The following is a 12,939-nucleotide window of genomic DNA, read 5'->3' on the forward strand; positions in this document are numbered from 1 at the left end:
GTTCAAGGCACAGCAATGCAGCAAGGGCGGGTTACAGCAGGTCGTCGAACATGGGCTCCGGCAGGCCTTTGACGCCGGGGTTGAGGGCGAACACGCCGCCGGCCAGGGACTGCGGATCCTGGTCGTCGCCGGGGCGGATCGAGGTCACGAACAAGGTGTCCATCCGGCTGCCGCCGAAGGCGCACATGGTGGGCTTTTTCACCGGTACCGACAGCGAGCGGTCAAGGCGACCTTCGGGGGTGAAACGATGGATCAGGCCGACATCGTTGGCGCAGATCCAGTAGCAGCCATCGGCATCCACGGCAGCGCCGTCGGGGCGGCCGTAAAAATGGTTCATGTCCACGAACACCCGTCGGTTGGAGGGTGTGCCTGTCTCGGTGTCGTAATCGAAAGCCCAGATCAGTTGGACGTTCGGGTGCGAATCCGACAGGTACAGGGTTCTGCCGTCCGGGCTGAAGCCCAGGCCGTTGGGCACGATGAAGCCATCAAGCTGTGCCTCGGTCGCGCCTGTTTGCCCGGCACCGTAACGATAGAGCCGGCCCTCGGGCAGATTCAGGCCCATGTTCAGTACCATGCTGCCGGCCCAGAACCGGCCCTGACGGTCGCAGCGACCGTCGTTCAGGCGCATGTCCTGGCGGCTGTGTTCGACCGGGGCCAGCAGGTCGCTGTCGAGGCTGCCATCGCTGTGCGGTTGCAGGTGAAAGAACCCGCTTTCCATGCCGGCAACCCAGCCGCCCTTGCTGTGGCGGGCGAGGCAGGCGAGCATTTCGGGAGCCTTCCAGGCTTGGACGTGGCCAGTGTCGGCGCTCCAGCGTTGCAGGCCACGGTTGGGAATATCGACCCAGTACAAGGCGTTTTCCTGCGATACCCAGACCGGGCTTTCACCCACGGCGTTGCGCGCATCGACGATCAATTCGGCTTGCATACTCATTCCCTTGGTTTGTTCTTTTGGAGACGGACCAGCGCAGCGCTCAATCGCCAAACGGGCCGGCCGCAACGAAGGCTCCGCCCTGATAGATCCGCGCCGGGTCATCGCGGGTGGGCATCGGCTGCGCTTCGACCTGTTCGCGAAACACTTCGGAGGTGTCCTTGGCCTCGAAACCGAGGTGGCTGGCGCAGCGGTTGTCCCACCACACGTCCTTGTTGGCGGACATGCCATAGACCACGGTGTGGCCGACGTTGGGGGTGTACAGCGAACGTTCGAGCAATTGGGTAAGGTCGTCGAAGCTCAACCAGGTGTGCATCATCCGGCGGTTCTGCGGTTCGGGAAACGACGAGCCGATGCGGATGCTGACGGTTTCGATGCCATAGCGATCAAAGTAGAAACTGGCCATGTCTTCACCGTAGGACTTGGACAAACCGTAGTAGCCATCGGGGCGGCGAGCGGAGCTGGCGTCGAGGTGTTCGTCTTGTTTGTAGAAGCCGATGACATGGTTGGAACTGGCGAAGATCACCCGTTTGACGCCGTGTCGGCGTGCCGCTTCATAGATGTGGAACACACCGCAGATATTGGCGCCGAGTATCTCTTCGAAGGGACGCTCCACCGAGACGCCACCGAAGTGCAGGATTGCATCCACGCCTTCCACCAGTTGATGCACGGCGGTTTTGTCGGCGAGGTCGCAGAGCACGACTTCTTCCCGGTCATCGATGGCCGGGGCGAGGGCGGCGATGTCCGACAGGCGCAGCACATTGGCGTAGGGGCGCAGACGTTCGCGCAGAACTTTGCCCAGGCCACCGGCGGCGCCAGTCAGCAGCAGGCGATTGAAGGGAGTGAGGGCGGTGGAGGTGGACGTCATGGCAATCCCTTATACGTTGTTATTAGGGTTGTTGTAGGTTGTCGTATGACTGCGCTGAAGTATCGGTAGGGTTTCCGGAACTTGTCAACGCGACTTTCGGTGTAAGTGACGGAAGGCCCGATTCACCTTCCGTTTCTGTCTCGTCGGGGTTTACAACAGCGAAATCGGGTAACTGATGAAGATCCGGTTTTCGTCGAATTCGTTGGTGCTGAAGTCCCGGCGAATCGTCGCATTGCGCCATTTGACGTTGAGGTTCTTCAGCGGACCGCTCTGCACGGTGTAGGCCAGTTCCGACTCGCGACCCCATTCCTTGCCATCGGTGAGGGTGCCGGTGTGCACGTTGTCACCGCTGATGTAGCGGTTCATCAGCGTCAGGCCGGGGACGCCGAGGACGACGAAGTTGTAGTCGTGGCGGATCTGCCAGGAGCGCTCCTTCGCGTTGTCATAACTGGCGTTGTAGCTGTCGTTGGCCAGTGTGCCGCCGCTGGTGCCGTTGACGCGCATCCAGGCATCATCGCCACTGAGCTTTTGCAGGCCGATGTAGAAGGTGTTGCCGCCGTACCGGGCCGAGAGCAGGGCGAACGCGGTTTTGTTATCGAGGTCGCCGGCCTGGGCGCTGCCGTCTTCCTTGCCGGTGAAGAAACCGAGGTTGGCGCCCAGTGTCCAGTCGCCCAGTGGCTGGCTGTGGCTGAGGTTGAAATACTGCTGCTGGTAGATGTCGCTGAGTTCGGCGTACCACAGACCGACAAGTGTGCGTTTATCGTTGAAAGTGTATTCGCCGCCGCCGAAGTTGAAACGGTCGGAGGTGAAGGCGCCTCGGCCGTTCATCGACATGTCTTCCATGCTGGCATCGTTGCGTGGGCTGTTGCCACGGAACTGGCCACCGTAGAGGGTCAGGCCGTTGATTTCGGTGGATGTGACCTGGCCACCGCGAAACGTCTGCGGCAGGGAGCGGCCATCATCCGAGCGAAGGATGGGCAGCACCGGCATCCATTCACCGACCTTCAATTCGGTCTTCGACACCTTGGCCTTGAGCGCGACACCCAGGCGCCCGAAGTTGTCCGCCGGACGCCCGTCATCGTGAATCGGCAACAGTTGCGTACCGCCGCTGCCTTTGCCGCCATCGAGTTTTTGCGAGTACATGCCCAGCACGTCCAGGCCAAACCCGACGGTGCCCTGGGTGAAACCGGATCGGGCGTCGAGAATGAAGTTTTGCGTCCACTCTTCAGCCTTGCCCTGCGGATGGTTCGGGTTGACGAAGTTGCGATTGAAGTAGGCGTTGCGCAGGTTCAGCGTGGCTTTGCTGTCTTCGAGGAAACCCTCGGCATTGGCGCTCATCGGCAGGACGAGGGCGAGACTGCCGCAGCCGATCAGGCTCAGGGTGGAACGCGGGCGGGGGCCGGAAAAACGGGACGTGCGGACGGAATTGCAGTCGAGTGTGCTCACTGTGACGCTCCCTGTTTCGGTTGTTGTTTTTATTATTTGTCATACGTCGTCGTACAACATGGGGGCGAATATTTGCGAGGTTTTCCGGAAAAGTCAACAGGGCGTCGTACGATGACTTTGGGTGAGCGGGCAGCCCTCAAAGCGCTGTGAAGAGGGCTGCTTTCGAGCGTTTTTAATGGTTGTAGAGCGCTTCAGTGTTATCGATCAGTGGGTTTTTTTCGGTCAGCACGATTTGCGCGATCTGGTCCTTGCGCATGAATTTCACTTTCGGATGGGATTGGGCATACCGGATGAAGCGTTCCATGGCTTCGACCATCGCCGGTGTGCCGCCGATGCGATCGTGCAGACTCACCGACATCATCCGCCGCTTGCTCGCGCCTTCGGCGTAGAGGCGATCGAATTCCAGCACCAGTTGCTGATAGAACTGCTCGGCGGAGAAGTGCCGGCCCTCGACCAGTACGATGTCGTTGTTGCGCAGGGTGTACGGCACCACGGCGAATTTTCGCCCACGGACCATGGTCACGAACGGTTCGTCGCGGCTGACATCGTCGATGTGGTAAGTAAAGTTCAGGTCCTGCAGCACCTTCAGCGTATTGGGACTGCGGCGCAGCCAGTTGGCGTTGTAGCCGACCGAGCGCTGGCCGGTGATTTTTTCCACCGCCGCGACGCCATCACCGATGAACTGTTTTTCCTGGGCGTAGTTCATGTTGTACGAATCGGCCCAGCGCATGCCATGGGCTGCCAGTTCATGACCGCGCTCAGCAATCGCTTTGGCCAGTTCCGGGTGTTTGAGCGCCGCTTCGCCGACCACGTGGGAGGTGACTTTGATGCCGGTGCGATCCCACAGGTCGAGCATCCGCCACAGGCCTTCCTTGTACCCGTAATCGAACCAGGTCTGCGCCGGCAGATCCGGATAACCTTTTGGCAGCGGTGTACCGGAGAACGGACTTTCGGCGCCCTCGGGCTGACCGCCGGTTTCGAATTGCATCGACACCGAAATCACCAGTTGCGAGCCGTCCGGCCAGGGGCGTTCCTGGGCGAAGGCGAGGGCGGGCAGCAACAGGGCAGCGGCCAGCAGGTTTTTCAGCAGACGCGGGGAGCGCTGCCAGCGGGGAGTGGTCATATCGGGCACCTTGCAGGTTGAGAAGTGCTGCAAGGTTGGCATTGGCCAGGCCCGGGAAACATCCGCTGCGGGCGAGATGACCTTTAAACAAAATTTACGAATCCCGGCGACCCCGGCAAACTGATGCCATCTCCGGCACAAGGCCAATCAATGAACCAATACGCCCCGCGCAACTGGCAGCCGCACGAGAAGCCCAGTCTGCCCGGCTCCCCCTCGACGCCGCTGCACTCCAACCCCAAGCGCCTGGCCTATGCGCTGGTCGGGTTGCTGGTGGCGGTGACCGGTGGCCTGGGCAATTCGCTGGTGGTCGCCAACCTGCCTTACCTGCAAGGTGCGCTTGGAGCGACCACGGCGGAGATGGCCTGGCTGCCGGCGGCGTACGTGATGACTAACGTCTCGATGAACCTGCTGCTGGTGAAATTTCGCCAGCAGTTCGGCCTGCGGGCATTCACCGAGGTGTTTCTGGTGCTGTATGCGCTGGTGACCTTCGGCCATCTGTTCGTCAATGACCTGAATTCGGCGGTCGCGGTGCGCGCGGCCCACGGCATGGTCGGCGCGGCGCTCAGCTCGCTGGGCCTGTATTACATGGTGCAGGCGTTCCCGGCCAAATGGCGGTTGAAGGCATTGGTACTGGGCCTTGGCACCTCGCAGTTGGCCTTGCCGCTGGCGCGGCTGTTTTCCGAAGACTTGCTGCAGATTGCCGAATGGCGCGGCCTGTACCTGTTCGAGTTGGGCATGGCGCTGCTGTCGCTGGGCTGCGTCCTGATGCTCAAGTTGCCGCCGGGTGACCGGTTCAAGACCTTCGAACCCCTCGACTTTCTGACCTTCGCCATCCTTGCCACCGGCGTGGCGCTGTTGTGTGCGGTGTTGTCCCTGGGCCGGATCGACTGGTGGCTGGAAGCCGACTGGATCGGCATCGCCCTGGCCGCGTCGATTGTCCTGATTCTCGCGGGGCTGGCCATTGAACATAACCGCAGCAACCCGATGCTGATGACCCGCTGGCTCGGCAGCGGGGTGATGATCCGCCTGGCGCTGGCGGTGATCCTGATTCGCATGGTGACCTCGGAGCAATCGACCGGCGCCGTGGGCTTCATGCAAAACCTGAACATGAGCAGCCAGCAGTTGCACAGCCTGTATGTGGTCATGCTGATCGGCAGCGTTGCCGGGCTGCTCATCAGTGCGCTGACCATCAACCCGCAACACTTGCTGATGCCCCTGATCATTTCGCTGGCGTTGATGGCCACCGGCTCGATCATGGACAGCTCATCAAATAACCTGACTCGCCCCGGCAACCTGTATTTCAGCCAGTTCCTGCTGGCGTTCGGCAGTACCTTCTTCCTCGGTCCGACCATGGTGCTGGGCACGCGCAACGTGCTGACCAACCCGCGCAACCTCGTGAGCTTTTCCGTGTTGTTCGGGATCTGCAACAACCTCGGCGGCCTGATCGGCGCGGCATTGCTGGGGACTTTCCAGATCGTGCGCGAGAAATTTCATTCCAGCCATATCGTCGAGCAACTGGTAATGTCCGACCCGCGTGTTGCCGCCCGGGTGCAAAGCGGGGGCTCGGCGGTTGGCTCGCTGATCGCCGATCCGAGCCTGCGTCATCTGGCGGGGATCCGCAGCCTGGCCAACGCCGCCACCCGCGAAGCCAACGTGCTGGCCTATAACGATGTGTTCATGCTGATTGCGGTGATCGCGATCCTGACCATGATCTGGATTTCCATCCGTGCGCTGTGGCTGATCAGTACCACCAAAGCCGTCGCCCCGACACCTTCCGTACCTTCCAGCGGTGCCACTTCTTCATGACCGAACCGACCACTACGACCACCAATGCCATCGCCGCCACCCCTGAGGGCGTGGCGCCGCCGTCATCACCGAACACCGAGCCGCGTTCGCTGCGGGTGCGGATCATCTCGTCGCTGGGGTTTGCCGCGATTGCCATCGTCGGCGTGCTGATCGTGCTTTACGCCTGGCAACTGCCGCCGTTCAGCAGCGCGGTGGAAACAACCGAAAACGCGCTGGTGCGCGGTCAAGTGACGATCATCGGCCCGCAGCTCAGCGGTTATGTGTTTGAAGTGCCGGTGCAGGATTTCCAGTTTGTGAAGGCGGGCGATTTGCTGGTGCGTCTCGATGACCGTATCTACCAGCAACGACTCGACCAGTCGCTGGCGCAACTGGCGGTGCAGAAAGCCTCGCTGGCCAATGTGGTGCAGCAGCGCAACAGCGCCGAGGCGACGATCAAGCTGCGGCAGGCGGTGGTGGCCGACAGCGAAGCGCAGCTGCGCAAAAGCGAGGCGGATCTGCGACGCAACAAGGCACTGGTCAATGATGGCTCGGTGTCCAAGCGCGAGATGGACGTGGCGCTGGCTGCCAACGCGCAAAGCATTGCGGCGGTGGCGCAGGCCAAGGCCAATCTGGAAATCGCCCGGCAGGATCTGCAAACGGTGATCGTCAATCGCGGTTCGCTGGAGGCGGCGGTGGCCAGTGCCGAGGCGGCGGTGCAGCTGGCGCGAATCGACTTGTCCAACACCCGGATCGTTGCCCCGCGTGACGGCCAACTGGGGCAGATCGGCGTGCGCCTGGGCGCTTACGTCAACTCCGGGGGGCAGTTGATGGCGCTGGTGCCGGACCAGAAATGGGTGATCGCCAACATGAAAGAGACCCAGATGAACAACGTGCGGGTCGGGCAACCGGTGAGCTTCACCGTCGATGCCTTGAACCACCGCACATTCACCGGCCATGTGCAGCACATCTCGCCGGGCACCGGTTCCGAATTCGCGTTGTTGCAGGCTGACAACGCCACCGGCAACTTCGTGAAAATCGCCCAGCGGGTGCCGGTGCGCATCACCATCGATCCGGATCAGCAAGAGAGCGAGCGCCTGCGACCGGGGATGTCGGTGGTGGTCAGCATTGATACAGCGGCGGGCGACACCCAGAAACATTGACCTCAGGCGGCGATCATCGGCGGCAGGGTACCGAGCACGGACACCGCCGCTACGGCGCCGATCCCCAGCAGCCACTCGAGCATGACGCTGCACTTGAGGGGGGCGAGCCGTTGTTCGCAATCGTTGATCCGCAGGCGCTTGAACAGCGCCAGGGCGAGCCTGCCGCCCACCAGTCCGTAGCCGAGTCCGCTGAATCGCCGCCCTTGCCGGAATAGCCAGGCCCCGAACAGCATCAACACCACGACGAAATGCAGGAACCGGCACAGCGCCAGCGCTCCGCTCTTGTGCATGTCGACCGACACCGCGTGCCATTCGACCTTGTATTCGCCGGCGTTGAGCAGGTTTTGCAGCTTCATGGGAAATCCCTTTTCCGTGAGTGACGGCGCACGGTATAGGGCGTGCCCTTGCCGAGAGCGGATGCTAGTCTTCAACCACGTTGTCTTCAGGGAGCCCTCATGGGCAATCACAAGATCGAAATCCGCCGCACCAACGTCGATAAGATTCTGCTGGCGGCGGAAAAAGTCTTCGCCGAAAAAGGTTTCGGCGGCACCGCCATGGCGGACATCGCCGCTGAAGTGCAGCTGCCACGCTCCAATCTGCATTACTACTTTTCGACCAAAAGCGAGCTGTACAGCGCAGTGCTGTTCGACCTGCTGGAAGTGTGGAAGCAGGACGCGCTGTGCTTCGAGATGTTCGACGATCCGCGCGTGGTGCTCAGCAGCTACATCCGCGCCAAGATGAACCACTCGCGCAGCCGGCCCTACGGCTCGAAAGTCTGGGCCAACGAAATCATCCACGGCGCACCGACCCTCGGTGAGGCGTTGGACGTGAGCCTGTACGACTGGGCGAAGATGAAAGAGGCGAAGATCCGCCAGTGGGTGGAGGACAAGCGGATTCTGCCGGTGGAACCATCGAGTCTGCTGTACATGATCTGGGCGTCGACCCAGCACTATGCCGACTTCGATCATCAGGTGAATATTCTGAATGAGCACCAGCCGTTGTCGGACATGCAGTTCGAGCGGGCGGTGCAGACGGTGACCAGCGTGATTTTGCGGGGGATCGGATTAGAACCTTGAGCCTCGTAACCGATCGTTCCCACGCGGAGCGTGGGAACGATCTTTCAGCGTGGGAACGATCATTCAGGCACTGACGTGATACGGATTCCTCGGATCATGATTCCAGTCCAAAAACGGCTTGCCCGTCTCCATCGGTACCATCTCGATGCAATCCGCCACCGGGCAGGTGATCTGGCACAGATTGCAGCCCACACATTCGTCATCGATCACTTCGTATTTGTGCGTGCCATCGGCCTGTTTCAGGCTGCTGATCGCTTGGTGTGACGTGTCCTCGCAGGCAATGTGGCAACGCCCGCAACCGATGCACGCCGCCTGGTCGATTTTCGCGATGACCTGATAGTTGATATCCAGGTATTTCCAGTCGGTCGTATTGCCCACCGCACGTCCGGAAAACTCGGCGATGCTGGCGTAGCCCTGACTGTCCATCCATCGCGACAGGCCATCCTTCATCTCATCGACAATCCGGAAACCATGCAGCATCGCCGCCGTGCACACCTGCACCGCGCCGCTGCCCAGGGCGATGAACTCCGCTGCGTCGCGCCAACTGCCAATGCCGCCGATGCCGCAGATCGGCAGGCCCTGGGTCTGCGGGTCACGGGCGATTTCCGCGACCATGTTCAGCGCGATCGGTTTGACCGCCGAACCGCAATAACCGCCGTGGGTGCTTTTGCTGCCGACGGTGGGCAGGGCGACCATGTGTTCGAGGTCGACACTGGTGATCGAGTTGATGGTGTTGATCAGCGACACGGCATCGGCGCCACCCCGGTGCGCAGCGCGGGCGGCCACGCGGATGTCAGTGATGTTCGGCGTCAGTTTGACGATCACCGGCAGCGAGCAATAGGTCTTGCACCAGCGCGTGACTTGCTCGACGTACTCCGGCACCTGACCGACCGCCGCGCCCATGCCGCGTTCAGGCATGCCGTGGGGGCAGCCGAAATTCAGCTCGATGCCGTCGGCGCCGGTGGCTTCCACCAGTGGCAGGATGTGTTTCCACGACGCTTCGACGCAGGGCACCATCAGTGACACGATCAGCGCGCGGTCCGGCCAGTCCTTTTTCACTTGGGTGATTTCCCGCAGGTTGATTTCCAGCGAGCGGTCGGTAATCAGTTCGATGTTGTTGATGCCCAGCACTTCACGATTGGCGCCGTAGTGCGCCGAATAACGCGACGACACGTTGACCGCCGCCGGGTCTTCACCCAGGGTTTTCCAGACCACGCCGCCCCAGCCGGCCTCAAAGGCGCGGACCACGTTGTAGGCCTTGTCGGTCGGCGGCGCGGAGGCCAGCCAGAACGGGTTGGGGGCTTTGATACCGGCGAAGACAATCGAGAGATCGGCCATTTACGCAGCCTCCACATTGAGCATCAGTTGAGCGTTGATCGCCTCGGCGGCGCGCTTGCCGTGTTGCACCGCTTGCACGGTCAGGTCCTGATCGAGGCTGGTGCAGTCGCCGCCGGCGTACACGCCGGGGAGGCTGGTGCGCAGGTTCTCATCGACCTGGATGCGTTCGCCCTGACGCTTGAGCTCGCGGGCCAGCGGATCGGCGAGGGCGCTGCCGTCGAAGGCCTGACCGATGGCTTTGAAGATTGCGTCGGCGGCCAGCTCGAACGTTTCGCCAGTGGTTTGCAGGCGACCGTCCACCAGATGGGTGCGGGCGAAACGCATGCCGCGCACCTTGCCCTGAGCGTCGAGCAGCACTTCTTCCGGTTGCGCCCAGGTCAGCAGCCGCACCTGATTGGCCTTGGCGATGTCCTGTTCGTGGCCGGTGGCGCCCATGTCCGCCGCACCACGGCGATAAACCAGGTTGACGTCGCGGGCACCGAGGCGGGCCATTTGCACGGCCATGTCGATGGCGGTGTTGCCGGCGCCGAGGACGATGCAGTGATCGGCCAGCGGCAGTTGCGACAGGTCATCGGCCTGGCGCAGTTCGCGGATGTAGTCGGTGGCGGCGAGCAGGCCGGGGGCCTCTTCGTGGGCCAGACCGAGCTGCTTGCTGGCGTTCAGGCCGAGACCGAGGAACACCGCGTCGAACTGTTGATGCAATTCGCTCAAAGTCAGATTCTCGCCGAGTTTCTGGCCGTGGCGGATTTCGATGCCGCCGATTTGCAGGAGGAAGTCCAGCTCCTTCTGCGCGTAGTCGTCCACCAGTTTGTACTTGGCGATCCCGTATTCGTTGAGCCCGCCAGCCTTCTCCCGCGCTTCGAAAATCACCACGTCATGCCCGTGCATGGCGCTGCGATGTGCGCAGGACAACCCTGCCGGGCCGGCACCGACCACGGCGATGCGTTTGCCCGTCGCGGCGGCGCGTTGGAATGGATGTTCAGTGAAGTGCGCGTTGTCCACGGCGTAGCGTTGCAGCAGACCGATCAGCACCGGTGCACATTCTTGGGCGTTGTTGCGCACGCAGGCTTGCTGGCAAAGGATTTCGGTCGGACAGACTCGCGCGCAACTGCCACCGAGGATGTTTGCCGAGAGGATTTTCTGCGCGGCGCCGGGCACGTTGTCCTGGTGGATATTGCGGATGAACGACGGAATGTCGATCTCGCTCGGGCATGCATTCACGCACGGCGCGTCGTAGCAATACAGGCAGCGCGAGGCTTCCAGGTGCGCCTGTCGGGCGTTGAGCGGCGGCGCCAGATCGGTGAAGTGGCCGGCGAGGGCGGCCGCACTTTCGTGCGGGTGCGGGAGATGGTTCAGGGTCTCGATCACGGTTTTTTGCCTCACGGTTAATTGAGGTTTTCTGCCTCTGTCGGGCAGTGGTTTTTTTGATCGTTCCCACGTCGAGGCGTCGAACCGTCCGCGTGGGAAAGATCATTGTGAGAACGATCCGGGATCAGCGCTTGACGGCCACAGGCCTGTGCAATTCCGCCCGCTTGCTCAGCAAATCAAACACCGCCGGATACGCCGGCCGTTCGATATACCGGCCCGCTCCACGCTCGGCGCGCAGGTCGCCGTCGGCCCAGACCACCCGGCCCTGGCTGACGGTATGGCTCGGCACGCCGGTCACGGTCTTGCCTTCGAAGATGTTGAAGTCCACCTGCTGATGGTGGGTCTTGGCGGAGATGGTGCGGGTGCCTTGCGGGTCCCACAGCACCAGGTCGGCATCGGCGCCGACGCGGATCGCGCCCTTGCGCGGATAGAGGTTGAAGATTTTCGCGGTGTTGGTGGAGGTGAGGGCGACGAAGTCCTGCATCGACAAACGTCCCGAGTTCACCCCTTCATCCCACAACACCGCCATGCGGTCTTCGATGCCGGCGGTGCCGTTGGGGATCTTGCTGAAATCGTCGCGGCCGGCGGCTTTCTGTTCGGCGCAGAAGCAGCAGTGGTCGGTGGCTGTGGTGTGCAGGTTGCCGCTCTGCAAGCCGTGCCACAGCGCGTCCTGATGTCCGCGCGGACGGAACGGCGGGCTCATCACGTAACCGGCGGCGGTCTGCCAGTCCGGGTGCTGGTAGACACTGTCGTCCAGCAGCAGATGCCCGGCCAGCACTTCGCCGTAGACCGGTTGGCCCTTGCTGCGGGCATAGGTGATTTCGTCGAGGGCTTCCTTGGTCGAGACGTGTACCAGGTACAACGGTGTGCCGATGGTCTCGGCAATACGGATCGCCCGGCTCGCGGCTTCGCCTTCGACCTGCGATGGCCGCGACAGTGGATGCGCCTCCGGCCCGGTGATGCCCTGGGCCATCAGCTTGCGTTGCAGGTGATAGACCAGCTCGCCGTTTTCCGCGTGCACGGTCGGTACGGCGCCGAGTTCCAGGCAGCGCTCGAAACTCGCCACCAGCGTGTCGTCGGCGGCCATGATCGCGTTCTTGTAGGCCATGAAATGCTTGAAGCTGTTGATCCCGTGATGGCTGACCAGCTCGGCCATTTCCTCACGCACCTGCTCGCTCCACCAGGTGATTGCGACGTGGAAGCCGTAGTCGGACGCCGATTTTTCCGCCCAGCCACGCCATTGGTGAAAGGCTTCAAGCAGCGACTGCTGCGGATTGGGAATCACGAAATCGATGATCGAGGTGGTGCCGCCGGCCAGGCCAGCAGCGGTGCCGCTGTAGAAGTCTTCGCTGGCCACGGTGCCCATGAACGGGAGTTGCATGTGGGTGTGCGGATCGATGCCGCCGGGCAACAGGTATTGACCGCTGCCGTCGAGCACTTCGGCGCCGGCCTGGGCATCCAGGCTTTCACCAATGGCTTTGATCACGCCGTCAGCGCAATAAACATCGGCGCGGTAACTTTCATCATGGGTAACAACGGTGGCGCCACGGATCAACAGAGACATTCCGAGTTCCTCGCAGGCATGACCGACTTGTGCCGGTTCTAGTGTTTTATTGTTTGCGGCGCTAAATGCGTAATCTTGTCAGCGCTGTCAGGAATAGACGCTAGTCGCAGTTATGTAATTGATCAAGATTATTTTTCATAAGCTTATGATTATTTTAAGTAGCTGAAAAATAACGATAAAAATGCAAAATCACCAAAATGGTGAGGCGCTTCACCATTTTGACGCACTTGACAGGTTGGAAATATGAGCAAGATTTCCTATGTGAAATCAGCCGCTTGAAGTT

At 61.5% G+C, this 12,939-nt stretch carries 10 protein-coding genes and 1 pseudogene; 3 read left to right on the top strand and 8 right to left on the bottom strand.

Features of this window, described 5'->3' with window-relative positions:
- Window positions 1-31: 31 nt before the first annotated feature.
- The 4 genes from L6D81_RS01685 to L6D81_RS01700 form a co-directional block, all read right to left on the bottom strand.
- Complete coding sequence (locus tag L6D81_RS01685) at window positions 32-925, bottom strand: SMP-30/gluconolactonase/LRE family protein (protein WP_236177644.1); 894 nt, start codon at window positions 923-925, stop codon at window positions 32-34.
- Between the two features lie 46 nt (window positions 926-971).
- Window positions 972-1,796: an NAD-dependent epimerase/dehydratase family protein gene (locus L6D81_RS01690; RefSeq protein ID WP_236177645.1), complete on the bottom strand. Its 825-nt coding sequence runs from the start codon at window positions 1,794-1,796 to the stop codon at window positions 972-974.
- A gap of 150 nt (window positions 1,797-1,946) precedes the next feature.
- Complete coding sequence (locus tag L6D81_RS01695) at window positions 1,947-3,242, bottom strand: OprD family porin (protein WP_236177646.1); 1,296 nt, start codon at window positions 3,240-3,242, stop codon at window positions 1,947-1,949.
- Between the two features lie 172 nt (window positions 3,243-3,414).
- Window positions 3,415-4,365, bottom strand: a complete 951-nt coding sequence (locus L6D81_RS01700) for a polysaccharide deacetylase family protein (RefSeq protein WP_236177647.1) — start codon at window positions 4,363-4,365, stop codon at window positions 3,415-3,417.
- A 150-nt stretch (window positions 4,366-4,515) separates the two neighbouring features.
- Between L6D81_RS01700 and L6D81_RS01705 the strand changes: the two genes are divergently transcribed.
- Both L6D81_RS01705 and L6D81_RS01710 read left to right on the top strand, forming a co-directional pair.
- Window positions 4,516-6,171, top strand: a complete 1,656-nt coding sequence (locus tag L6D81_RS01705; protein ID WP_236177648.1) for an MFS transporter — start codon at window positions 4,516-4,518, stop codon at window positions 6,169-6,171.
- Window positions 6,168-7,310, top strand: coding sequence for an HlyD family secretion protein (locus tag L6D81_RS01710; protein WP_236177649.1), 1,143 nt, complete (start codon window positions 6,168-6,170; stop codon window positions 7,308-7,310). The genes L6D81_RS01705 and L6D81_RS01710 overlap by 4 nt, the downstream gene beginning before the upstream one ends.
- Before the next feature lie 2 nt (window positions 7,311-7,312).
- On the opposite strand, the pseudogene L6D81_RS01715 reads toward L6D81_RS01710, so the two are convergent.
- Window positions 7,313-7,564: pseudogene (locus tag L6D81_RS01715) on the bottom strand (copper homeostasis membrane protein CopD); the annotation flags it as partial.
- A 201-nt stretch (window positions 7,565-7,765) separates the two neighbouring features.
- On the opposite strand from L6D81_RS01715, the gene L6D81_RS01720 reads away from it, so the two are divergent.
- Window positions 7,766-8,386, top strand: coding sequence for a TetR/AcrR family transcriptional regulator (locus tag L6D81_RS01720; RefSeq protein ID WP_007952885.1), 621 nt, complete (start codon window positions 7,766-7,768; stop codon window positions 8,384-8,386).
- Between the two features lie 63 nt (window positions 8,387-8,449).
- On the opposite strand, the gene preA is transcribed toward L6D81_RS01720, so the two are convergent.
- From preA to hydA, 3 genes are all read right to left on the bottom strand, one after another.
- Window positions 8,450-9,724, bottom strand: coding sequence for an NAD-dependent dihydropyrimidine dehydrogenase subunit PreA (gene preA / locus L6D81_RS01725; RefSeq protein ID WP_236177650.1), 1,275 nt, complete (start codon window positions 9,722-9,724; stop codon window positions 8,450-8,452).
- Window positions 9,725-11,092 (bottom strand): NAD(P)-dependent oxidoreductase, encoded by a 1,368-nt coding sequence (locus tag L6D81_RS01730; RefSeq protein ID WP_236177651.1) that lies wholly within the window; start codon window positions 11,090-11,092, stop codon window positions 9,725-9,727.
- Between the two features lie 124 nt (window positions 11,093-11,216).
- A complete protein-coding gene (hydA, locus tag L6D81_RS01735; protein WP_236177652.1) occupies window positions 11,217-12,656 on the bottom strand; it encodes a dihydropyrimidinase in 1,440 nt (479 codons plus the stop codon).
- Window positions 12,657-12,939 lie beyond the last annotated feature (283 nt).

This window comes from Pseudomonas sputi (assembly GCF_021603585.1).
GTDB classification, from domain to species: Bacteria; Pseudomonadota; Gammaproteobacteria; order Pseudomonadales; family Pseudomonadaceae; genus Aquipseudomonas; species Aquipseudomonas sputi.